The 22,221-nt window shown below is 71.1% G+C and carries 17 protein-coding genes and 1 pseudogene; 6 read left to right on the forward strand and 12 right to left on the reverse strand.

Annotated elements, in window-relative coordinates; translation table 11 throughout:
* Positions 1-37: 37 nt before the first annotated feature.
* The gene (locus tag ABD250_RS01210; protein ID WP_182641134.1) at positions 38-1,168 is read left to right on the forward strand and encodes an isochorismate synthase; all 1,131 of its coding nucleotides are present in this window, start codon (positions 38-40) and stop codon (positions 1,166-1,168) included.
* A gap of 48 nt (positions 1,169-1,216) precedes the next feature.
* Here the strand turns inward: ABD250_RS01210 and ABD250_RS01215 are convergent, their stop codons facing one another.
* From ABD250_RS01215 to serA, 5 genes are all read right to left on the reverse strand, one after another.
* Positions 1,217-2,011 carry a fumarylacetoacetate hydrolase family protein gene (locus ABD250_RS01215; RefSeq protein WP_182641135.1) on the reverse strand — a complete coding sequence of 265 codons (795 nt, stop codon included), beginning with the start codon at positions 2,009-2,011 and terminating at the stop codon, positions 1,217-1,219.
* Positions 2,012-2,021: 10 nt separating this feature from the next.
* Positions 2,022-2,735, reverse strand: a complete 714-nt coding sequence (locus ABD250_RS01220) for an exonuclease domain-containing protein (RefSeq protein ID WP_182658657.1) — start codon at positions 2,733-2,735, stop codon at positions 2,022-2,024.
* Positions 2,735-4,597, reverse strand: coding sequence for a DUF294 nucleotidyltransferase-like domain-containing protein (locus tag ABD250_RS01225; protein ID WP_182658656.1), 1,863 nt, complete (start codon positions 4,595-4,597; stop codon positions 2,735-2,737). The genes ABD250_RS01220 and ABD250_RS01225 overlap by 1 nt, the downstream gene beginning before the upstream one ends.
* Positions 4,598-4,681: 84 nt before the next feature.
* Entirely contained in the window at positions 4,682-5,701 is a 1,020-nt protein-coding gene (locus ABD250_RS01230; RefSeq protein ID WP_182658655.1) for a 3-isopropylmalate dehydrogenase, read from the reverse strand.
* 16 nt (positions 5,702-5,717) lie between these two features.
* Complete coding sequence (serA, locus tag ABD250_RS01235; RefSeq protein WP_179525514.1) at positions 5,718-7,310, reverse strand: phosphoglycerate dehydrogenase; 1,593 nt, start codon at positions 7,308-7,310, stop codon at positions 5,718-5,720.
* A gap of 145 nt (positions 7,311-7,455) precedes the next feature.
* On the opposite strand from serA, the gene ABD250_RS01240 reads away from it, so the two are divergent.
* Both ABD250_RS01240 and ABD250_RS01245 read left to right on the forward strand, forming a co-directional pair.
* Positions 7,456-8,037, forward strand: coding sequence for a hypothetical protein (locus ABD250_RS01240; RefSeq protein WP_182609682.1), 582 nt, complete (start codon positions 7,456-7,458; stop codon positions 8,035-8,037).
* Complete coding sequence (locus ABD250_RS01245) at positions 8,034-9,506, forward strand: phytoene desaturase family protein (RefSeq protein WP_344390079.1); 1,473 nt, start codon at positions 8,034-8,036, stop codon at positions 9,504-9,506. Before ABD250_RS01240 ends, ABD250_RS01245 begins: the two co-directional genes overlap by 4 nt.
* A 28-nt stretch (positions 9,507-9,534) precedes the next feature.
* Here ABD250_RS01245 and ABD250_RS01250 read toward each other — a convergent pair whose 3' ends face one another.
* The 4 genes from ABD250_RS01250 to ABD250_RS01265 are packed head-to-tail and all read right to left on the reverse strand — an operon-like array spanning position 9,535 to position 14,670.
* Positions 9,535-11,151, reverse strand: a complete 1,617-nt coding sequence (locus ABD250_RS01250) for a hypothetical protein (RefSeq protein ID WP_182658771.1) — start codon at positions 11,149-11,151, stop codon at positions 9,535-9,537.
* A 52-nt stretch (positions 11,152-11,203) separates the two neighbouring features.
* On the reverse strand, positions 11,204-12,217 hold the full coding sequence (ilvC, locus tag ABD250_RS01255) for a ketol-acid reductoisomerase (RefSeq protein WP_182658772.1): 1,014 nt from the start codon (positions 12,215-12,217) through the stop codon (positions 11,204-11,206).
* A gap of 54 nt (positions 12,218-12,271) precedes the next feature.
* Positions 12,272-12,778, reverse strand: a complete 507-nt coding sequence (gene ilvN, locus ABD250_RS01260) for an acetolactate synthase small subunit (RefSeq protein ID WP_179525519.1) — start codon at positions 12,776-12,778, stop codon at positions 12,272-12,274.
* Entirely contained in the window at positions 12,775-14,670 is a 1,896-nt protein-coding gene (locus ABD250_RS01265) for an acetolactate synthase large subunit (RefSeq protein ID WP_179525520.1), read from the reverse strand. Before ABD250_RS01265 ends, ilvN begins: the two co-directional genes overlap by 4 nt.
* 351 nt (positions 14,671-15,021) lie before the next feature.
* On the opposite strand from ABD250_RS01265, the pseudogene ABD250_RS01270 reads away from it, so the two are divergent.
* A pseudogene (locus ABD250_RS01270) lies at positions 15,022-15,291 on the forward strand (PH domain-containing protein); the annotation flags it as partial.
* Here ABD250_RS01270 and ABD250_RS01275 read toward each other — a convergent pair.
* Complete coding sequence (locus tag ABD250_RS01275) at positions 15,277-16,785, reverse strand: YhgE/Pip domain-containing protein (RefSeq protein WP_182658773.1); 1,509 nt, start codon at positions 16,783-16,785, stop codon at positions 15,277-15,279. The pseudogene ABD250_RS01270 and the gene ABD250_RS01275 sit on opposite strands and share 15 nt — an antisense overlap.
* 110 nt (positions 16,786-16,895) lie before the next feature.
* Here ABD250_RS01275 and ilvD point away from each other — a divergent pair, with 110 nt between their 5' ends.
* The gene (ilvD, locus tag ABD250_RS01280) at positions 16,896-18,734 is read left to right on the forward strand and encodes a dihydroxy-acid dehydratase (RefSeq protein WP_182658774.1); all 1,839 of its coding nucleotides are present in this window, start codon (positions 16,896-16,898) and stop codon (positions 18,732-18,734) included.
* Between the two features lie 39 nt (positions 18,735-18,773).
* On the opposite strand, the gene ABD250_RS01285 is transcribed toward ilvD, so the two are convergent.
* Positions 18,774-19,583: a DoxX family protein gene (locus tag ABD250_RS01285; protein ID WP_375544328.1), complete on the reverse strand. Its 810-nt coding sequence runs from the start codon at positions 19,581-19,583 to the stop codon at positions 18,774-18,776.
* A 66-nt stretch (positions 19,584-19,649) separates the two neighbouring features.
* Between ABD250_RS01285 and ABD250_RS01290 the strand changes: the two genes are divergently transcribed.
* Positions 19,650-20,678, forward strand: a complete 1,029-nt coding sequence (locus ABD250_RS01290) for an oxidoreductase (RefSeq protein WP_344390085.1) — start codon at positions 19,650-19,652, stop codon at positions 20,676-20,678.
* Between the two features lie 57 nt (positions 20,679-20,735).
* On the opposite strand, the gene gatB is transcribed toward ABD250_RS01290, so the two are convergent.
* Entirely contained in the window at positions 20,736-22,217 is a 1,482-nt protein-coding gene (gene gatB / locus ABD250_RS01295) for an Asp-tRNA(Asn)/Glu-tRNA(Gln) amidotransferase subunit GatB (RefSeq protein WP_182657888.1), read from the reverse strand.
* Between the last annotated feature and the right edge of the window lie 4 nt (positions 22,218-22,221).

A 22,221-nucleotide genomic window follows, 5' to 3' on the forward strand; every position in this document is an offset into this window, starting at 1 on the left:
CGCGATCCACGCACATCGGAGTCGAGGGAGGCGAGCCGTGGCGTCAGGGCCCCACCCCGACGCCGCCAGGCCTGTCACCGCCCCGGATTTCCTCCTGTCGCGCCACACCGGATCGCTGCGGACCCAGGGCTCCCTCCGCGCCTTCCCCGACCCCGCCGACGCGGCGCTGGCCCTCCGGTCCGGACGCTGCGGGCTGGTGGTGGGCGCCATCGGGTTCGAGCCGGACGCCCCGGCAGCACTGGTCGAGCCCGACATCGTGGTCCGGACCGACGGCCCACTCGAGCCGCCCGCCTACTTCCGCTCGCTCCGCACGCGCGCCCGCGTCGTCGAGGAACTGCCCTCGACTGAGGCCCACCGGAGACGGGTGGCCACCGCGATCGCGGGTATCCGGGCGGGTGGGCTGGACAAGGTGGTGCTCGCGCGCGCGGTCCGGCTGCTCGCGGACGACCCGATCGACCCCCACGCCGTGTGCGCGGCGCTCATCGATTCGAGCCCGTCGGCCGATGGATTCCTGGTCGACCTGTCCCCCGCCGGCGGGGTCCACTCCGGCAGGATCCTGGTGGGATCGAGCCCGGAGCTCCTCGTCCGTCGACGGGGTGACGTGGTGGAGTGCCATCCGCTCGCCGGATCCGCCCCCCGCTCCCGTGACACGTCGGTGGACCAGGCCGCGGGACGGGCACTGCAGGCCTCGGGCAAGGACGCCGCCGAGCACGCGTTCGTGGTGGACTCCCTGGCGACGGCGCTCGCCCCCCTCTGCCGGGATCTACAGATCCCCGAGCGCCCGTCGCTCACCTCCACCCGTGAGATGTGGCATCTGGGGACGCGGATCCGCGGACGGGTCGCCGACCCGCGGACGACCGCGCTCGACCTCGCGCTGGCCGTCCACCCCACCCCCGCCGTGTGCGGAACCCCCACCGATGAGGCGCGGCGGGTGATCGCGGGTCTCGAGGGCCGGCGGGGCTTCTACTCGGGTGCGGTGGGATGGGCGGACGCGGGCGGAGACGGCGACTGGATGGTCACCATCCGCTGCGCCGAGATCGACGCCGATCGCTCGGGGGCGATCGCCTGGGCGGGCGGGGGGCTCGTCGCCGACTCCGACCCCGACGACGAGGTGGCCGAGACCGCCGCCAAACTCCGCACGGTCCTCACCGCGCTGGGCGCCGTGTGACCGGACCCCCCGACCGGGTCTCGACCGTCAGGCGGGTCGGGACCCGACCTACCTGTCGACGACGGGGTTGGTCAGCGCTCCGATGCCCTCGATCTCCACGGTGACCCGGTCACCGGGGAGCATGGGGCCGACGCCGGCCGGGGTTCCCGTCAGCACGACGTCGCCCGGGAGCAGCGTCATGACCCTGCTGACGTACTCGATGATCTCCCCGACGGTGTGCATGAACTGGGAGGTGTTGCCGTCCTGGCGCAGCTCCGAGGACCCGTCCGGGTGGTGCAGCGTGGTGCGGACGTCGAGGCCGTTGGGGTCCAGGTCGGTGACGATCCAGGGGCCCAGCGGGCAGAAGGTGTCGTACCCCTTCCCGCGGGTCCACTGACCGTCCGCGAGCTGCTGGTCGCGCGCCGTCACGTCGTTGGCGCAGGTGTACCCCAGGATCACCTCGTGGGCCCGGGCGGCCGAGACGTCGCGACAGGGCTGACCTATCACCACGGCGAGCTCACCCTCGTGGTCCACCCGCTCGGAACTGGGCGGGTACGCGATCCCGGCCTCGGGGCCGACCACCGAGGTGTTGGGCTTCAGGAAGATCAGCGGCTCGGCGGGCGCCTCGGACCCCATCTCCTCGGCGTGCTCCGCGTAGTTCTTACCGACGCACACCACCTTGGAGGCGAGGATCGGAGCGAGCAGACGGACGTCGGCCAGCGGCCATTCGCGGCCGGTGAACTCGGGGGTGCCGAAGGGGTGTTCGGCGATCTCCGCGCAGGTGAGGGTGGCGGGATCGGTGACATCACCGCGGACTTCGACGAAGGCGAATCCCTGCGGGTGGGCGATACGGGCGAGACGCATACCCGCGATCCTATGCCGTTCGCAGATCCCGGAGCGTCGTGACCCCGCGCTCGTGCAGCTCCGCGGTCTGGGCCAGGTAGAGCTCGGCGCAGGCGAGCGCGTCGATCAGCGCATCGTGCGCCCGGTAGCGGGGGAGCCCGTACCGCTCCCTGGCGCTCCACAGCCGGAGTTCGTCCGGGGAGGACTCCGGGGCGAATCCACTGTCGACGCCCGCGCCGAGCACCCGGCGGTGGAGTTCGAGGGTGTCGACGGGGACGAACGGCGGCCGCACACCGTGCCCGGAGGTGCACAGAGCGCCGAGGAAATCGGTTTCTATACGACTGTAGTGGGCGATGAGCACCCGGCCGGTCAACGCCTCGAAGACCCGGTCCAGGAAGACGTCCACGCTCACCCCTGTCGCGACCGTGTCGTCGGTGATCCCGTGCAGCGTCGCGCTCTGGCCCACTCCCTCCACGTCGTCGGCACCCTCGGCCCGCAGGAGCAGGGACCGCGCGCCGCCGAGGACGATCCGGTCACCGTCCACCGGTACCAGCCCCACGGACAGAACCCTGTCGCGGCGCGGATCGAGGCCGGTGGTCTCGACGTCCATCGCCAGCAACGGCAGATCCGCCAGTGGGGTCGACGGCTCCGGGGGCGGGGTCTCGAGGTAGCGCCGCAGCGGACCGTCGGGAAGCCGTCGTGCGGTGCGTCGACGTCGCCCGGACCCGGTGAACCACTCACGCATCACATCTGCCCGACCCGGTATTTCAGGGCGAGCGAGCCCTGCACCCCGGCGATGATCCGGAACGCGGCGCGGAGACGGTGACGGTCGGCGGAGCTCAGCGTTCCCGGATCGATGTGGTTGTCCTGAGGGTCGTCGTCCGCGATCTGGCGCGCGTGGTGGCGGTAGGTCAGACCACGCAGGAACCGGAAGGCCTCGCCGAGATCCTCCGCGTCGGCGCGCGCGATGACGCCGGCCCCGGCCGCGGCGTCGAGCCGACCGAGGGTGGACACCTCGTCCAGCCCCGCGGAGAGGGCGTAAACACGCGCGATCTGCACCACGGGCGCGATCCCGCCGGCCTTGAGGTCCAGGGTGTTGCGGTACTCACCCCGTCGTGCCACCACCAACCCACGGAAGAACCCCAGCGGCGGCTGCCATTCGCACGCTATGCGCGCCAGGTGGGCCTGGAACCGTCGACTGCCCTCGGCGCGAGCGAGCATCTCGTCACGGACCCGCATGAACAGCGAGGTGTCCCCGTGCACCGGGCGGATGTCCAGGAACACCTGGGAGTGCAGGACGGCGTCCGCTCCCGGCGCCCGCACCCAGTCCCCCACCTGGCGCTCCCAGGACCTGCACGTGCGACGCCACGCCGGGTTGGAGGCCATGACGTCGCCCGGACACAACGGGAATCCGGCCCGGTCGAGACCGGCGCACACCTCCTGCGCCAACGCGGCGAAGTACCGGTCCGCATCCGGTGTCGTCTCCGCCTCGTCGTCGAGGATGAGCGCGTTGTCCTGGTCGCTCGCCACGCCGAGCTCCCCTCTGGCCTGGGAACCCAGGCCGACCCAGCAGTACCCCACGGGCGGCGGTCCGAGGCCGCTCTCCGCGAGTGAGATCAACCGTCGCGTCGCGGCGTCGGCGGTGGCGGTGACGACGCGACCGATGTCCTGGGGGGCGGTGCCACGGCGGACGAACTCGCCGACCAGGGCGGGCAACCTCGCCGCCAGGCGCGCGACCCCCTCGGGGTCGGGCGCGCGGGCGATGCGGGCTGCCAGGTACACGGGGTCGGTCTGGGCCAGTCGGAGCAGGTCCCCGCTCGTCACCATCCCCACGGGCACGCCGCCCTCGCAGACCGGGAGGTGGTGGACCCCGCGGTCGATCTGGAGGAGCGTCGCGTCGAACGCGCGCGTTCCCGCGTCGACCGACACCGGGTCCGGGGTCATGATCGTCGACACCGGCGCCCCGGTGTCCCCGTCGACCGCCACGACCTTCGAGCGCAGGTCCCGGTCGGTGAAGATCCCCACCACGCGGCCCGATTCCACCACGAGCAGCGCGGATACGCGGCGTTCGGTCATCAGGCTCGCGGCGTCGCGGATCGTGGTGTCGGGGCCGGTGGTCACCGCGTCGCGGGCGAGCAACTCCCCGACCGGCGTGCCCAGCGCGTCCCCGCCCGCGGCCTCGAGCCGCGCCGAGGCGAGGTCCTGGCGGATCCGGTCGCTCCGTTCGCCGAAGAACCGCCGCAGATGAGGGTGCTCGGTGGCCAGGTCGTCCAGGACCCCGGCCGGCATCTCGAGCAGCAGGGTGTCGGCCACCGCCACGATCCGGTAGCGCGAGGGCCCGCTGTGGGACAGGGACGAGTAGCCGAAGCAGTCTCCCTCGCCCCGGGCGTCGAGCAGAACGCCGTCCGGGTCGCACACCTCCACGGCACCCGACCGGATGATGTGCAGGGTGTCGTTCCGGGCACCGGCGTCGAGGATCACCGTTCCCCGGCGGTGGTACCGCTGTGAGAGCCGCGCGGGGATCCGGTCGAGCTGGTCACCGGGCAGCTCGTCGAAGGGGGCGCAGCGGGCGAGGAAATCCCTCACCTCGGCGAGTTCGACGTCCATGGGTCCACTCTGTACGCCGACGGCCCGCGGTGTGATCCGCTTCACGCGATTCACACCCGCGGGCCGCGGGGTGGTGCCCGGTTCCTAGTCGCTGACCGCCGACACGATCCGGTCGCCGACCTCGGAGGTCACCACGGGACGGTCTCCACGCGACCCGAGGTCCGCCTCGACCGCGGCCTCCACGCGCTCGGCCTCGGCGACCCTGCCCAGGTGCCTCAACATCAGCGCCACCGACAGGATGGCCGCGGTGGGGTCGGCCTTGCCCTGCCCTGCGATGTCCGGGGCGGAACCGTGCACCGGTTCGAACATGGACGGGTTGGTTCCCGAGGCGTCGATGTTCCCCGACGCGGCGGTGCCGATGCCCCCGGTGACGGCGGCGGCGAGATCGGTGATGATGTCGCCGAACAGGTTGTCGGTGACGATCACGTCGAAGCGCGAGGGTTCGGTGACCATGTAGATCGTCGCGGCGTCGATGTGGCAGTAGTCGACCGCGACCTCCGGGAACTCCGGGGCCACCTCGTCGACGGTGCGCTGCCAGAGCCCACCCGCGTTGACCAGCACATTGGTCTTGTGGACGAGCGTCAGCTTCCCTCGGCGGGACCGCGCCCGGCCGAACGCGTCGCGCACCACGCGCTCGACGCCGAAACGGGTGTTGACGGAGGTCTCGGTGCCGATCTCGTGGGGTGTCCCCACGCGGATCGCCCCACCGTTGCCGGTGTAGAGCCCCTCGGTCCCCTCGCGCACCACGACGAAGTCGATCTCACCCGGGTCCCTGAGCGGGGTCCCCGAACCGGGGTACAGCCGCGACGGGCGGAGGTTGACGTGGTGGTCGAGCGCGAACCGCAGTGGGAGCAGCATCCCGCGTTCGAGCACCCCGGCGGGCACCGATCGCGGATCGCCGATGGCCCCGAGCAGGATCGCATCGTGACCCTTGAGGCTCTCGATGTCCGCCTCGGTCAGGGTCTCCCCGTTGCGGAGATACCGGCGCGCGCCCAGGTCGTACTCGGTCTTCTCGACCCCCGGGACGAGCGCGTCCAGGACCCGGATCGCCTCGGCCGTCACCTCGACACCGATCCCGTCCCCGGGGATGACTGCGAGCTTCATGATGTCCGACCCCCGCTCAGACCAGGGAGATCTGGGTCGCCGTGGCGTCGAGCTCGGAGACGATCCGGTCGACGGTCGGTTCGGCGACCGCACGATCGACCCGCAGGATCAGCGAGGCACCTTCACCGGTGACGTCCTGGCTGAGCGCGGCGGCCTGGATGTCGATGCCCTCCCCGCCGAGGATGGAGCCCACCTTTCCGAGCACGCCCGGGCGGTCGGAGTAGTGGACGAACAGGTTCTGACCCTCGGCACGCATGTCGAAGCCGCGCTCGTTGATCCGGACGATCTTCTGCACCTGGTCCAGACCGGCCAGCGTGCCGGTGACATGGGCCGACGCGCCGTCCGCGGCCACCGCGGTGACGGTGACCGTACTGCGGTAGGACTTCGACTCGCTGCGGGTCTCGACCGAGTGCGTGACACCGCGCTGCTCGGCCATCTGGCCGACGTTGACGAAGGTGGCGGGCTCGTCGGTGATGGCGGAGAACATCCCGCGCAGGGCGGCCAGACCCAGCACGTCCACCTGCTCGGCGGCCAGTTCGCCCGCGACCTCGACGGTCACGGTGGTGGGCACACCCGGGCACAGGTGACCGGCGATGAGTCCGAGCTTCCGGACGAGGTCGAGCCACGGTGCGACCTCGTCGCCGACCGGGCCGCCGGTGACGTTGACGGCGTCGGGGACGAACTCCCCGCGCAGGGCGAGCAGCACGCTGCGCGCGACGTCGGTGCCGGCCCGGTCCTGCGCCTCGCTCGTGGAGGCACCCAGGTGCGGCGTGACGACGGTGTTCTCGAGGTCGAACAGCGGCGAGTCGGTGCAGGGCTCGGTGTCGAACACGTCCAGGGCGGCGGACCGCACCTTGCCGGACCTCAGGGCCTCGACGAGCGCGTCCTCGACGATGAGTCCGCCGCGGGCGGCGTTGACGATCACGACGCCGTCCTTGGCCCGGGCCAACCGCTCGGCGTCGAGCAGGCCGGCCGTCTCCTTGGTCTTGGGCAGGTGCATCGTGATGATGTCCGCGCGGGAGACCAGCTCATCGATGTCCACGAGCTCGATCCCGAGCTGGGCCGCGCGGGCGGCGGGCAGGTAGGGGTCGTAGGCGATGAGGTTCGTCTCGAACGCCGCCAGACGTTGTGCCACGAGCTGACCGATCCGACCCAGGCCCACCACGCCGACGGTCTTCCCGAGCAACTCGACGCCGTTGAAGGAGCTGCGCTTCCAGGTGTGCTCGCGCAGGGTGCGGTCGGCGGCCGGGATCTGGCGGCAGGCGGCCATGAGCAGGGCGACGGCGTGCTCGGCGGCCGAGTGGATGTTGGAGGTGGGCGCGTTGACCACCATGACGCCGCGCTCGGTCGCCGCGGGGATCTCCACGTTGTCGAGGCCGACACCCGCGCGACCGATGATCTTGAGCTTCGGGGCGGCGGCCATCACCTCGGCGTCGACGGTCGTGGCGGAGCGGACGAGGATCGCGTCCGCATCGGCGACGGCCTCGAGGAGCTTGGGACGATCCGGGCCGTCGACCCAGCGGACCTCCACGGCGTCGCCGAGCGCGTCGACGGTCGACTGGGCGAGCTTGTCGGCGATGAGGACGACGGGACGTCCGGATGCTGTCACAGTGGGATCTCCTCGGTGTCAATTTGGGCACACCCAGTCTAGGCCACCGCACACCGCCGAGGACCAGTGGCCGGGGTGGCCCGGGACGCCTACCGTGGCTGATGTCACCGCAGGCCCCGACCGACGTCCGACGAACGGATCACCTATGTTGCGCCCGCCCCGGTCGACCGGTTTCCCGGTCCGCCTGCCCAGCCCCTGGATGCCCGTCCTCGCCCCCGCGCGCGGCTCGACCGCGGTCGCCTCCTATCTCCGGGCACACCTCTACGGGGCGGCGGTGGGTCGCAGCCTCCTGGACCACTGCATCCGCGCCGTCGACGAGACCGACAAGACCCGCCTGGAGCCCCTGCGCGCCCAGTTCGAGCAGGAGATCGACACCGCCGCCGCGCTGCTGGCCCGGCTGACCCCCATCGGGACCCCGGGCCGGCGACTGCTGCGACTGTCGACCGGTCTCTCGTTCTCCGTGCTTCCGGTGGGGCCGGTGCTGAGCGATCCGCTGGCGCGGCTCGCGCTGCTGGAGGCGCTACGCACCCTCGTGGTGGCCAAGCGCTCCATGTGGGAACTGCTCGCGGACTCGTGGGTCGCCGACCAGCCCTCACGGGGCGACGACGACGAGGTGGGCGGACCCGGCACCCGACGCGTCCTCCTGGATCTGGCGGAGCAGGCCGTGGCCCAGGAGAAGGTGTTGGAGGAACTGCGCCGGACCTACGGCCTGGCGGTGTTCGAGTGAGGTCCTCCGCGCCGGTGCGGGCCGACGTGGTGGTGGTGGGGTCGGGGCCGAACGGCCTCGCCGCGGCACTCCTGTGCGCCCGCGCGGGCCGTCGCGTCGTGGTTCTCGAGGCCGAGGACACCATCGGGGGCGGGTGCCGCACCCTGCCCATGGACGGCATGCCGGGTGATCTCGGCGCGGACCTCGTCGTCGACCCGTGTTCGGCGGTCCACCCGATGGCCGCCGCCGCGCCGTTCTTCCGTCATTTCGACCTCGCCGAACACGGGGTGGAGCTCAGGACGCCGCCGGTTCAGTTGGCCCATGCGCTCGCAGGGCGCGATGCGATCGTCGTTCCGTCCGACCCCTCCCCCGGCGCCCTCGCCGAGGGCCTGGGTTCCGAGGCGGAGGCCCGCGCCTGGTGGCGGGTCATGGGTCCGACCGCCGAGCGGTCCCTCGAGGTGGTGGCCGCGGCGTTGTCCGACCAACGGTCGGTCCCCCCGGTCGCCGCGACGGCGGCCCTGGCCGCGGCCTTCGTGCGCGCGCATCCCCGTGGGGGCCTGGCCGATCCGTTCGGCCCGGACGGGCGGACACTGCTCACCGGGATCTCGGCCCACGCCATCACCCCACTGACCTCACCGGCCGCGACCGCGGTCGCGCTCATCCTCGGTTCACTCCTGCACTCCCCGCTCGGCTGGGCCCTGCCGGTCGGGGGCAGCGGGGCCATCACCGAGGCGCTCGCGGAGGCCATCCGGGATGCCGGGGGCGAGATCCGCACCGGGCAGCGGGTGGACTCGCTGGCGCGGATCGACGCCCGTGACATCGTGTTCAACACCTCGTCGCGGATCCTCGGCGACGTCCTGCTCGCCTCCTGCCCGTCCCCGGCCGTGGAGCGCCGGGCCCGCCGCCTGGCCCGCGCACCGGTGGGCGGCGCGGCCTCGAAGGTCGACATGGTCCTGTCGGGACCGGTCCCCTGGCGCGACCCCCGGGTGCGGGACGCCGGGACCGTGCACCTGGGCGGTGACGCGGAGCAGATCGCGGCGGCCGAACGCGACGTGGCGGCGGGCCGTCACGCGGACCGGCCGATGGTTCTCGTCTCCCAACCGTGGGTGGTGGACCCGGGGAGGGTCGCCGCCGACGGACGACGACCCCTGTGGACGTACGCACACGTGCCCGCCTACTCCGAGCTGGACCAGACCGAGCAGGTCCTCCGCGCCCTGGAGGAGGTCGCTCCCGGCGTCCGCGACGTGGTGGTGTCGACCCGCTGTACGCCCGCGTCGCGGATGGGCCGACACAACGCGAACTACGAGGGCGGCGACATCGCCGCGGGCCGCGTCGACCTGCGCGGACTCATCGCCCGTCCGGTTCCACGGGCGGATCCCTTCGCGACCGGGGTCCCGGGGGTGTGGCACGCCTCCGGGTCCACGCCCCCCGGGCCCGGTGTCCACGGGATGGCGGGCCAGCACGTCGCCGAGCGGATCATCCGCGGTTGACGAACCCGCGCCCCGGCGGAGAGCCGACCTACTGGTAGGACACGAACCACGGCCGGGGTTCGACCGCCATGGTCTGCTCCGCGGTGAAGGTCGGCGTGTCCTCGTCGTAGAAGTTCTTCCAGGCCATCCAGATGTCCGGGGACAGCCCCTGCTGCAGGACCTCCCACGTCTCCAGCTTCATCTCCGGGGTGCCGTGCCCGTCGGCGTGGAGGGAGATCGCCACCTCGGGCCGTGAGGTGTCGATGTCCTCCCGGTCGGTGATCATCGCCAGGCTGAACTGGTGCAGGATGAGCAGCTTCTGTGGCCCCCCGGTGTCGCGGGTGAGATCGGCGAGCCAGTGCGTGACCCGGTTGATCTCCTCGGCGCTCGCGCTGCCGATCTGGGCCCCCGGGCGTTGGCCGGGTTCGAGCTTCCACTCGGGGTCCAGCGCCAACCCCACGTTGGGTCGCCTGAGCAACTCCTCGAACAACCGCGCCTGGTCGAGGAGGTCCGCCATCCCGGGCTGCAGGTCGATCACCGCGTAGCCACCGGCCTCGGTGATCGCGTCGATGAGGGGCTCGAACTCCTCCGGCGCCCACTCGTTGGTGTAGTTGCCGTCCGCTCCGGGGGATGTGGAGGCGACGGTGGCGATGATCTCGAACGCGGGGATCACCGGCTCCGGTGAGTACGGCTGGTATTCCTCGACCAGTTGCCGCACCCGCTCCGCGCTCTCCTCCGGACCCTGCTCGCCGAGGATGCCGAGGGCCGGGCTGATCGGCGACCCGTATGCCGCCACGAAGCGCCGGCCCGGGAACAACAGCTGTCCCCCGCCGGGGAGCTGGGGGACGGAGCGGGCCTTCTCCACCCGGTCGGCCAGCTCGTCCTCGGTGCCCCATCCGGGCCCGAGGGCGATCACGGTGTCGGCGTCCATGACCGCCTCGACTGAGCCGCCGTCGACCCGCGGGTCCGGAGCCCTGAGGTGGGAGACGGCCGCTCCGCTCGAGACGGCGGTCGCCACCGCGGCCACCGGGGTCCGGTCGTACACGAGGACGCGGGGGGCCTCCTCCGCCAACCAGGCGGGTCCTCCCGCGGAGAACACCTCGACGTCCGACGCGGGCTCGCCGCCGGCGGTGAACTCCCCGACGACCATGAGGGACGGCGAACCCGGTGCCTGGTGGACCGTGACGTCGTCCACGCGGTCCCCCGGGATCTCCTGCTCGGACTCGAACGTGATCCCGGTCAGCTCCTCCAGCTCGGTGCGGCCCTCCGGTGCGTCGACCACCTCGCCGTCGTCGGGCGTGAACGTCACCTCGCCGACCCGCAGCACGCGCTCGGCGCCCATCCGTTCCAGCTCGCTCGCGAGGGCGTCGTCACCGCCGGCCACCGCGGTGAGCATCGGCGCGCGCAGTCCCACCGCGACAGACGCGGCGCGGGCCTGGGCGGCCTCGTCCGGTGCAGCGACCACGACCACCGGGGCGGTCTCCACCAGGAGGCGGGTCGTCTCGACGCCGGACGAGTCGGCGTCGACCGCGATCCTCGCACCGTCGACCTGCGCGGCGGTGATCCCCGGCCCGTCCTCGTCCGTACCCGACGTACACGCGACGGTGGACGCGACCAGGCAGAACGAGAGGACCGCCGCCCCCACTCCTCGGTTGAAGTGGCGCACGGCGGTCCTCCTGAAAGCTCGGGAATCGATCCCGATGGACCCTACAGGGGTCTCAGGCGGTCTCGGTGATCGGCCGGTCGACCCAACTCATCAGGTCGCGCAGCTTCTGACCGGTGACCTCGATCGGGTGCTCGGCGTTCTCCTTGCGGAGCTGCTCGAGCTCTTTGTTGCCGCCCTCGACGTTGGCGACGAGACGCTTGGTGAAGGTGCCGTCCTGGATATCGGAGAGGATGGCCTTCATGCGCTCCTTGGTGCCGGCGTCGATGACGCGCGGGCCCGAGAGGTAGCCGCCGAACTCGGCGGTGTCGGACACCGAGTAGTTCATCCGCGCGATGCCGCCCTCGTACATGAGGTCGACGATCAGCTTGAGCTCGTGGAGCACCTCGAAGTAGGCGAGCTCGGGTGCGTACCCGGCCTCGACCATGACCTCGAAGCCGGTCTTGACGAGCTCCTCGGTGCCGCCGCAGAGCACGGCCTGCTCGCCGAAGAGGTCGGTCTCGGTCTCGTCCTTGAAGGTGGTCTTGATGACGCCCGCGCGGGTGCCACCGATCGCCTTGGCGTAGGACAGCGCGAGGGCCTCGCCCTCACCCTTCGGGTCCTGCTCCACGGCGATGAGCGCCGGAACGCCCTTGCCGTCGACGAACTGACGACGCACCAGGTGTCCGGGGCCCTTCGGGGCGACCATCGCGACGGTGACGCCCTCGGCGGGCGTGATCAGACCGAAGTGGATGTTGAGGCCGTGGCCGAAGAACAGCGCGTCGCCGTCGTTCAGGTTGGGCTCGATGTCCTCGGTGAAGATCTGGGCCTGCGAGGTGTCGGGGGCGAGCAGCATGATCACGTCGGCCCACTTGGTGGCCTCGGCGGCGGTCATGACCTTGAGGCCGGCCTCTTCGGCCTTCGCGCGGGACTTGGAGCCCTCACGCAGACCGATCGCGACCTCGACACCGGAGTCGCGCAGGCTCAGCGAGTGCGCGTGCCCCTGCGAGCCGTATCCGATGACGGCGACCTTGCGGCCCTGGATCAGCGACAGATCCGCCGAGTCGTCGTAGAACATCTCCACTGCCATGGTGGATTCCCTTCGTGTTGGTTCGTGTAGCCGAGACTTGTGTAGGAGTCGAGACTATCGAGTGGTGGTGATGGACTTGGGGCCGCGTCCGAGCGCGACCATGCCGGACTGCACGATCTCGCGGATGCCGTAGCCGTCGAGCATCCGCAGCAGCGCGTCGAGCTTGTCGGGGGTACCCGTGGCCTCGAGCGTGAGCGATTCCGGGGAGACGTCCACGATGTGGGCGCGGAACAGACTGGCGATCTCGACGATCTGGCCACGGTTGGTGGTGTCGGCGCGGACCTTGACCAGGGTGAGTTCCCGGGCGACCGAGCCGGCCGGGTCCTGCTCCACGATTTTGATGACGTTGACCAGCTTGTTGAGCTGCTTGGTCACCTGCTCGAGGGGGAAGTCCTCGACGGCCACGACGATCGTCATGCGCGAGAGCCCGTCGGTCTCGGTGGGGCCCACCGCGAGGGACTCGATGTTGAACCCGCGCCGGGAGAACAGCGACGCCACGCGCGCGAGCACGCCGGGCTTGTCCTCCACCAGCACGCTCAGGGTGTGGGAGCGGGCGGTCACTGGTCCTCCTCCTGGGCGGCGAGCACGGCGGCGTCGATCCGCTCGGTCACCTCGTGGACGTCCGCGGCGTCGTCCGCCACGGAATCGGTGTCGTCGAACAGCGGCCGGATGTCCCGCGCCGCCATGATCTCGTCGTTGGACGTACCCGCCGCGACCATCGGCCACACCTGGGCGTCCTTGCCCACGATGAAGTCGATGAGCACCGGGCGGTCGTTGATCTCGCGGGCCTTGGCGATGACCTCGTCGACGTCCTCGGCGCGCTCACAGCGGAACGCCACGCACCCGAGGGCCTCGCCGAGCTTGACGAAGTCGGGGATCAGTTTGGACTGCGTCGACAGGTCGGTCTGCGAGTAGCGCTGATCGTAGAACAGCGTCTGCCACTGGCGGACCATGCCGAGGTTGCCGTTGTTGATCAGCGCCACCTTGATGGGGGCGCCCTCGATCGCACAGGTGGCGAGCTCCTGGTTGGTCATCTGGAAGCACCCGTCGCCGTCGATGGCCCACACCTCGGCGTCGGGACGACCGAACTTGGCCCCCATCGCCGCGGGGACCGAGTACCCCATGGTCCCGAGCCCGCCCGAGTTGAGCCACGTGCGCGGTTTCTCGTACTGGACGAACTGCGCGGCCCACATCTGGTGCTGGCCCACGCCGGCGCAGTAGACGGCGTCGGGGCCCGCTGCCGCGCTGAGGCGCTCGATCACGTACTCCGGGGAGAGCGAACCGTCCGACTGCGGTCCGTATCCGAGGGGGTACTCGGAGCGGATCTCGTCCAGTTGCCCCACCCAGGCGGTGGGCTCGGCGAGCGCTCCGGAGTCGCGCTCGCCGCGCAGCGTCTCGACGAGCTCGACCAGCACCTCCTTGATGTCGCCGACGATCGGCACGTCGACCGCGCGGTTCTTGCCGATCTCCGCCGGATCGATGTCTGCGTGGATGACCTTGGCGTCGGGGGCGAAGGTGTCGAGCTGGCCGGTGACCCGGTCGTCGAAACGGGCGCCCAGCGTGACGAGCAGATCCGACCGCTGCAGCGCGGCGACCGCCGCGACGGTGCCGTGCATGCCGGGCATGCCGTAGTGCAGCCGGTGCGAGTCGGGGAACGCACCGCGGGCCATCAGGGTGGTGACCAACGGGATCCCCGACAGCTCGGCCAGCGCCAGCAGCTCCGCGGAGGCGTCGGCCTTGATCACCCCGCCGCCCACATACAGGACCGGGCGCTGGGCCTTGGCGATGAGCCGGGCCGCCTCGCGGATCTGCTTGCCGTGGGGCTTGGTGACCGGGCGGTACCCGGGCAGCTTCATCTCCGGCGGCCACGAGAACGTCATCTCGGCCTGCAGGACGTCCTTGGGGATGTCCACCAGCACCGCGCCCGGTCGGCCGGTCTGCGCGATGTGGAACGCCTCCGCGATCATCCGCGGGATGTCCTCGCCGTGCGAGACGAGGAAGTTGTGCTTCGTGATCGGCATGGTGATGCCGGAGATGTCGGCCTCCTGGAAGCCGTCGGTGCCGATGAGCGCGGTGCCCACTTGCCCGGTGATGGCGACGATCGGAACCGAGTCCATCTGCGCGTCCGCGAGCGGCGTCACGAGGTTGGTGGCCCCGGGGCCCGAGGTGGCCATGCAGACGCCGACCCGGCCGGTGGCCTGCGCGTACCCGGTGGCCGCATGCCCTGCGCCCTGCTCGTGCCGGACCAGCACGTGTCGGACCTTGACCGAGTCGTAGAGGGGATCGTAGACGGGCAGGATCGCGCCGCCGGGGATACCGAAGACGACCTCGGTGCCGATCTCCTCGAGGGACCGGACCACCGCCTGGGCGCCCGTCATCCGCTCGGGGGCCGCGGACCGGGCCCTGTGCTCTGCACCCGGACGGGGTCCGGGCTGTGCCGTTGGTGCGCTCACTTCAACTGTCCTTCATGGTGGTCGTGGAGCTGACGTTCGTCGCCGCACCCGGTCCGGTGGGACCAGGGGAACCCGGCAACAAAAAACCCCCGACGGCCACGGGGGCCGGCGAGGGTGCGCGTCGACGGAAAGCCAGGTAGCGGCTCAGGCGCCGACGCGCCGGCCGAGTACTAGACCGTTCCAGGTGTTCACGCGCCCAGGTTAGGCCCCGTCCGTCACGGTCGTCAACTCGTGGAAACTGGATCCCACATAGTGGACCGTGAGACAGTGGAGGGCACCATGAGCGCACCATTCAGAGCACCCCACCCGGAGTCCACGCCCACCGACCGCGCACTCTTCCGGGTCAACCCCATGTCCTATGCCGTCATCGCCATCGTCGTCCTGGCGATCCTCTGGCCCGTCAGCGCCTATCCCGTCGCTCTCGGTTGGCTCGTGCTGCTCCCGATCGGATTCGGCTGGTGGGTCGCACGGACCAACACCAGACTCGACGAGGACGGCGTCCACCTGTCGACGTGGCGGGCGAGCAGGTCCGTGCCCTGGGAGGAGGTCAAGGGGGTGCTGTTCCCCAAGAACGGCTTCGCCCGCCTCGTCACGACCGCCGACGACTCACTCACGATGGGCGGGGTCTCGTTCCACGATCTCCCCCGGCTCTCCGTGGCCAGCCGGGGGCGTATCCGCGACCCCTACGGCGCCGCCCCGACGGCCGGCACCTCCCGGACGGACGGCTCCCCGCGAACCGACGGTGCCTAGCGGGCCGACAGCACCTCCTGAGCGCCGGTCGAGAGAGCGACCGCCCGCCGGAACACGGTCGGCGACGGCCTGGCGGCGCAGCCCCATGCGCTCGTAGGCGAGGGTGACCGCCACCCCCGCGAGCAGTCCGGCCACCGCCCAGCCGCCGAGGACCCACACCGCGTGCCCCAGGCCCGCGTCCCAGCTCGAGTCGAAGAACATGATCGACCGCAGTCCGAGGTAGGCCTGGTGCATGGGTTGGAGGTTGCCGATCGCGACGAACACCTGCGGCAGCATCTGCGTCGGGGTGGCTCCGCCCGACGTCGGTATCCCCAGCACCACGAACACGACCAGGTTGACCAACAGCCCGGCGTTCCCGATCGCCGCGATGATCGCGTGTGCACACACCCCCACCGCGACGATCACGAGGTTCGAGAACCAGAACATGTGCCACGGGTCGTACCCGGTGACCCCGATGATGTGGGCGACGAGAAGGCAGAGCCCGGACACGAGCGGGGCCGTCACGAGTGTGACCACCCACTTGCGGGCCAGCGTCTGGAGCCGGCCGAACGGGGCCACGTGCACGTGCAGCGCCAGAGGTCCGATCTCCAGGGGGATGAACCCGAGCCGGGCGTCGAGCACGGCGGAGATGATCATCGCCCCGGTGAAGCCCGCAAGGATCACGATCAGCGCGTAGAACATCGGCAGCGAGGCGTTCGACACCCCCTCCGGCAGCGGGTTCCACGCGGTGACGTCGATCCCGACCGGGTCCTGGAGTGCGAGGGTCGCGGCGGCGCCGATCGTCCTGCCCTCCGCCTCGGCGAGCAACTGTGAGTCGGCGAGCAACCTGGGGCCCATCCGGTCGCGGAACGACTCCTGCATCGCCTCGGCCATGGTGTTCATCACCTGGCTCGACACGATGGAGACGCGGGGCGAGTACTCGACCGTGACCCGCGCGGGCGCGGGAGGTTCCGCCGCATCCCCCTCTTCGGTGGCCGCCGCCTCGACCAGACCGACCACCCGCTCGCTCAGGTCGGCGGGGATCCTGATCGCCCCGAAGTACGATCCGTCACGCAGTCCCTCCTCCGCCGTCCCGGGGTCCACCACGTGCAGCCGGATCTTCTCCCAGTCGTTGTTCTGGAGCAGGCCGGCGGTGATCTGCGATCCCACGTCGAGGTCCCGCACGCCGATCGGCGTGTCCAACGAGGCTCCGCGGTCGGAGTCCACCACCGCCACGGGAATGTGTCGGGCGTGGGCCTGGGGATCCGCGGTGCCGCCCAGATACATGAACGACAGCAGGAAGAACAGTCCGCAGACCAGAACCACCGCGCCCGCCGAGTGTGAGGCGAACTCGCGGAAGCCGCCGGTGTGGCCGGAGTCGGTCATGGTGATCCTCATTCGTGTGGAACGCCGGCCGACCACACGGCCGACCGAGACGAAGTTACTCCTGCCACCGCGGGTATCGTGTAGCCGTCCCCGAACCGGATCGAGGTCCCATGCCCGCCCTGAGGTCCCGCACCAGCACCGCCGGACGCAACGCGGCGGGGGCTCGCGCCCTGTGGCGCGCCACCGGCATGACGGACGCCGACTTCGGCAAGCCGATCATCGCGGTCGCCAACTCGTACACGCAGTTCGTCCCGGGGCACGTCCACCTGAAGAACGTCGGCGAGATCGTCGCCGAGCAGATCACCGCGGCTGGTGGCGTCGCGCGCGAGTTCCACACCATCGCCGTGGACGACGGCATCGCCATGGGTCACGCGGGGATGTTGTACTCGCTGCCCAGCCGCGAGATCATCGCCGACTCGGTCGAGTACATGGTCAACGCCCACACGGCCGACGCGCTGGTGTGTATCTCCAACTGCGACAAGATCACGCCGGGGATGCTCAACGCCGCGATGCGGCTGAACATCCCCACGGTGTTCGTCTCCGGCGGCCCCATGGAGTCGGGGTTCTCCGTGGTCGTCGACGGTGTGGTCAAGGCGGGCTCCGATCTCGTCACCGCGATCTCGGCCTCGGCCAACCCGGCGGTCGACCGGGAGGGCCTCGATGCCATCGAGCGGTCCGCCTGCCCCACCTGCGGTTCCTGCTCGGGCATGTTCACCGCCAACTCGATGAACTGCCTCACCGAGGCCCTGGGGCTCTCCCTCCCGGGCAACGGCTCCACCCTGGCCACCCACAGCGCACGGAGAGAGCTCTTCGCCGAGGCCGGACGGGTCATCGTGGACCTGTGCCACCGCTACTACCGGGACGGCGACGAGTCGGTGCTGCCCCGCTCGGTCGCCACCAGGCAGGCCTTCACCAACGCCATGACCCTCGACGTGGCCATGGGTGGTTCCACCAACACCGTGCTGCACATCCTCGCCGCCGCGCAGGAGGGCGAGGTCGACTTCGATCTACACGACATCGAGCAGATCTCCCGCCGCGTGCCGTGCCTGGCCAAGGTCGCGCCCAACTCGGACTATTACATGGAGCACGTCCACCGGGCCGGTGGCATCCCCGCCATCCTCGGCGAGCTGTTCCGGGGCGGTCTGCTGGAGACGGACGTCCACTCGGTGCACTCCCCCTCTCTCGAACAGCACCTCGCGGACTGGGACATCCGCAGCGGCACCGCGACCGAGGAGGCGGTCGAACTGTTCCACGCCGCACCGGGTGGGGTCCGCACCATCGAGCCGTTCTCCACGGACAACCGCTGGGAGTCGCTGGACACGGACGCCGTGGACGGATGCATCCACTCCGTCGAGCACCCGGCCACCGCCGAGGGCGGCCTGGCCGTACTCCGCGGCAACATCGCGCCGGACGGGTCGGTCTTCAAGACCGCCGGCGTGTCCGAGGAGAACTTCCACTTCAGCGGTCCGGCGCGGGTCGTGGAGTCGCAGGAGCAGGCGGTGTCGGTGATCCTGGACAAGACCCTGCAGCCCGGTGAGGTGCTGGTGGTGCTCTACGAGGGACCGGCCGGCGGCCCGGGCATGCAGGAGATGCTCCACCCCACCGCGTTCATCAAGGGCGCCGGCCTGGGCACCAGGTGCGCCCTGATCACGGACGGCCGCTTCTCCGGCGGGTCGTCGGGACTGTCCATCGGGCACATCGCCCCCGAGGCCGCCGCCGGCGGCCCGATCGGACTGATCCGGGACGGTGACGTGGTGACGATCGACGTGGCCACACGGTCCATCTCGGTGGAGGTCGACGACGACGAGCTGGACCGTCGCCGGGCCGAGAAGGGCGCACTCCCGTGGCGTCCGGCCAGCCGCGACCGGAAGGTCTCCACCGCGCTGCGTGCCTACGCCGCCATGGCGTCCTCCGCGGACAAGGGCGCCGTGCGAATCCTGCCGGGCTGACCTCCACGACCCGCCACGCCGACCCGCCCCCGACGACGGTCAGCCCGCGGTGACCGCCGGGCTGTCGGTGGTGGACATCAACGGATTGCTGCCGTTGAGCAGGTACCAGATCACCCCTGCCGCGATCACGGCCAGCAGCAGCCAGATCACTCCGCTGAACCGGGGTCGGTGCGACCACTGCCACTTGCGGTCGACAGACCAGCGTCCGGCTCCCGCGAAGAGGAGCGTGAGCAGGGCGGCGACGTACAGGACCGACGTCTCCAGCCCACGGGTCGTCTCGCCGAGGAGCGGTACGGGGTCGTCGCCGGTCAGCCGGACCGCGAGGCCCAACCCGACCAACCCGAGCAACCCGGCCGCCGCGACCGGCGTCGCCAGGCCGACGACGAGCAGGATCCCCGCGACCAGCTCGACGACGCCGCCGGCGATCGCGAGGAGCCGCGCCTGCTCGAAACCCGACTCGGTGAGGGTCTGCGTGAACCCGTCGAGCCCAGGGCCGCCGAACAGACCGAAGAGCTTCTGCAGACCGCGCATCGCCAGGAGGACGCCCACGGCGAGACGGAGGAGGAACAATCCGAAGTCGGTCGTGCCACGCCGCGAGATCTCGTCCCGGGGGGCGGGGTCGATCGTCGTGGGCTGGTCGCCGAACGGCAACGGCGTCGACGTGTCGTAGCCCCCGGACTCCGAGAACTGCGAGTAGTCCGTCCGGCCCGCCGCGGGGAATGCCGTGGTCGCCGAGTCCGTGGTCCCCGTGCCGGAGCCGGTCCCCGTCGCGTTGGGGACGTCGAGCGGGTAGTCGACATCGTGGATGATCTCGGTTCGGGCGTCGTCTCCGGGCGTTGAGGAAGTCACCATGCGACCATAGGCCGCTTCCCGGGCACCCGCACCCAGGACACGGCGCACCGTAGTCTTGTCGCCATGAGATCGCTCTCGCTGCTGGTGGTCCTGGCCGTCGCGACGGCCGGGTGCGCGAGGTTCGACGATCGTCTCGAGGCCCCCTTCACCCCCGCCCCCGGCCCGGGGATGGGCGCAGCCCCGCCGTCGAGCCCGCCCGGCCCGCCCCCTCCCACCTCGCCCCCGCGACCGGGCGAGCAGGACGCGCCCCCGGAGACCGGCCCGTGCGTGGACCCGGACCCTGCCGTCATCGCGACGTGTCTCGAGCCGGTTGTCGCGGTCGCCGGCCTCGGGGAGAGGGCGCTGGTCGCCGAATCGACGGGAGGCGTCAAGATCGTCTCGGTGGACGGACCCCCCGAGGACTTCGGCCGGGTGGACCCGCGGGGTGGTCGGGTCGCAGCGGTGGCGCCCTCCCCGGACTTCGCCCAGGACCGGCTGGTGTACCTCCTCGTCGTCGGCGACGGCCCCTCCAGGGTCGAACGACTCGCGCGCGGGGACGCACCCAGGACGGTCGCCGAGCTCGCCCCCGCGGAGACCGGGGGGCTCGCGTTCGTCGACGACGTCCTGACTGTGGGCGTGGGGTCGGAGCTCCTGCGGTACCCCGGGTTCAGGGGTATCGGCACGGCGGACGATCCGGAAGTCGTCGCCCGCGACCTGGGCCGGGTCAGTGGGCTGTGCACCCACGGGTCCGACCTCTATCTCTCTGCCGTCACCGACCGCGGCGCGGTGATCCGGAGCGCCGATCGCATCATTTGGACCTGGCCCGATCAGCGTTCGGCGGGAGGGTGCGCCGCGGCCGAGGACTCACTGGCACTCGCGTTGCCGGACGGCGAACGCGCCGACACCCTCCCCCTCGCGGGTGGGGCGGCACGGGGCCAACCCGAGGCGCTGGCCGAGGGGCGCTACGGACGCATCACCGGTCTGGCCGCGGTCGGTGACGGGGTGTTGCTCGGCGGGACCACGAACACGCAGGGCGGCTCTCCGGTCCCCACCGACGACCGCGCCGTCATCCTGCCGCAGACCGGTGGTGGCGGCGGGGACGCCCGGACCTGATCCTGATCCGGGCCCCGTGCACCGGGGCCCGCACCTGGCCGGTGGCGGTGACGCCGCCTAACCGCAGGCGGCGATCACGAGCTCTTTGACCCTCGCCGGGTCCGCCTGGCCTCGGGTGGCCTTCATGACCGCTCCGACGATCGCGCCGGCGGCCTGGACCTTCCCGGAACGGATCTTCTCGGCGATGTCCGGCTGGGCGGCGAGGGCGTCGTCGACCGCCTTCTGCAGAGCCGAGTCGTCACGGACCACCTCGAGTCCCTTGTCGGCGACGATCCGGTCCGGCTCACCCTCGCCGTCGAGGACCGCGTCCACGACCTGACGGGCGAGCTTGTTGGTGAGCGTGCCCTCCGACACGAGCTCGATGACCCGCGCCACCTGGGCGGGGGTGATGTCCAGCTCCGGCAGGCCCACGCCGCGCTTGTTGGCCTGCTGCGACAGATAGGACACCCACCACGACCGTGCCTCGGTGGGGGGCGCGCCGGCGTCGACGGTGGCGAGGATCAGGTCCAGGGCCCCGGCGTTGACCAGGTCGCGCATCTCCTCGTCCGAGACACCCCAGTCGGCCTGCACCCGTGCGCGGCGCAGCCACGGCAGCTCGGGCAACTCGGCACGGATCTTCTCGATGAGCTCGTCCAGCGGCTCGACCGGTGCGAGGTCGGGCTCGGGGAAGTACCGGTAGTCCTCGGCGGACTCCTTGGGCCTGCCCGCCGTGGTGGTCCCGTCGGACTCGTGGAAGTGCCGCGTCTCCAGCACGACCTCCCCACCTGAGGACAGGACGTCCGCCTGGCGGCACATCTCGTGACGCACGGCGACCTCGACGCTGCGCAGGGAGTTGACGTTCTTGGTCTCCGTCCGGGTCCCGAACTCGGTGGCGCCCTTGGGCATCAGTGAGACGTTGGCGTCGCACCGCATCGACCCCTGGTCCATACGGACGTCGGAGACGTCGAGACTCCGGAGCAGATCGCGTAGAGCGGAGACGTACGCGCGGGCGATCTCGGGGGCACGCTCCCCTGCTCCGACGATCGGCTTGGAGACGATCTCGATCAGCGGAACGCCGGCACGGTTGAAGTCGAGCAGCGAATGCGTGGCCCCGTGGATCCGACCGGTGGCCGAGCCGACGTGGGTGGACTTGCCGGTGTCCTCCTCCATGTGCGCCCGCTCGACCTCGACGCGCCAGGTGGTGCCGTCCTCGAGCTGGACGTCGAGGAAACCGTCGTGGGCGATCGGCTCGTCGTACTGCGAGATCTGATAGTTCTTCGGCTGGTCCGGGTAGAAGTAGTTCTTCCTCGCGAAGCGGCTGTACGGCGCGATCGAACACCCGAGGGCCAGCCCGATCTTGATCGCCCATTCGACGGCCTGCCCGTTGACCACCGGCAACGCCCCCGGCAGACCGATGCACACCGGACACACCTGCGTGTTGGGGTCCGCTCCGAACGCAGTCGGGCACCCGCAGAACATCTTGGTGGCGGTGTGCAGCTCGACGTGCACCTCCATGCCCATGACGGGATCGAAACGTGACACGACCTCGGTGAACTCCATGCGG

This window comes from Dietzia cercidiphylli (assembly GCF_039531545.1).
GTDB lineage: Bacteria > Actinomycetota > Actinomycetes > Mycobacteriales > Mycobacteriaceae > Dietzia > Dietzia natronolimnaea.

Excerpts from the sequence above, each read along its gene's own strand:
- ABD250_RS01240 (WP_182609682.1), top strand. The coding sequence starts at position 7,456 with ATGTTGCGCCCGCCCCGGTCGACCGGTTTCCCGGTCCGCCTGCCCAGC.
- ABD250_RS01275 (WP_182658773.1), bottom strand. The coding sequence starts at position 16,785 with ATGACCGACTCCGGCCACACCGGCGGCTTCCGCGAGTTCGCCTCACAC.
- ilvD (WP_182658774.1), top strand. The coding sequence starts at position 16,896 with ATGCCCGCCCTGAGGTCCCGCACCAGCACCGCCGGACGCAACGCGGCG.
- ABD250_RS01230 (WP_182658655.1), bottom strand. The coding sequence starts at position 5,701 with ATGAAGCTCGCAGTCATCCCCGGGGACGGGATCGGTGTCGAGGTGACG.
- ABD250_RS01215 (WP_182641135.1), bottom strand. The coding sequence starts at position 2,011 with ATGCGTCTCGCCCGTATCGCCCACCCGCAGGGATTCGCCTTCGTCGAA.
- ABD250_RS01225 (WP_182658656.1), bottom strand. The coding sequence starts at position 4,597 with ATGGACGTCGAACTCGCCGAGGTGAGGGATTTCCTCGCCCGCTGCGCC.
- ilvC (WP_182658772.1), bottom strand. The coding sequence starts at position 12,217 with ATGGCAGTGGAGATGTTCTACGACGACTCGGCGGATCTGTCGCTGATC.
- ABD250_RS01220 (WP_182658657.1), bottom strand. The coding sequence starts at position 2,735 with ATGCGTGAGTGGTTCACCGGGTCCGGGCGACGTCGACGCACCGCACGA.
- ABD250_RS01290 (WP_344390085.1), top strand. The coding sequence starts at position 19,650 with ATGAGATCGCTCTCGCTGCTGGTGGTCCTGGCCGTCGCGACGGCCGGG.
- gatB (WP_182657888.1), bottom strand. The coding sequence starts at position 22,217 with ATGGAGTTCACCGAGGTCGTGTCACGTTTCGATCCCGTCATGGGCATG.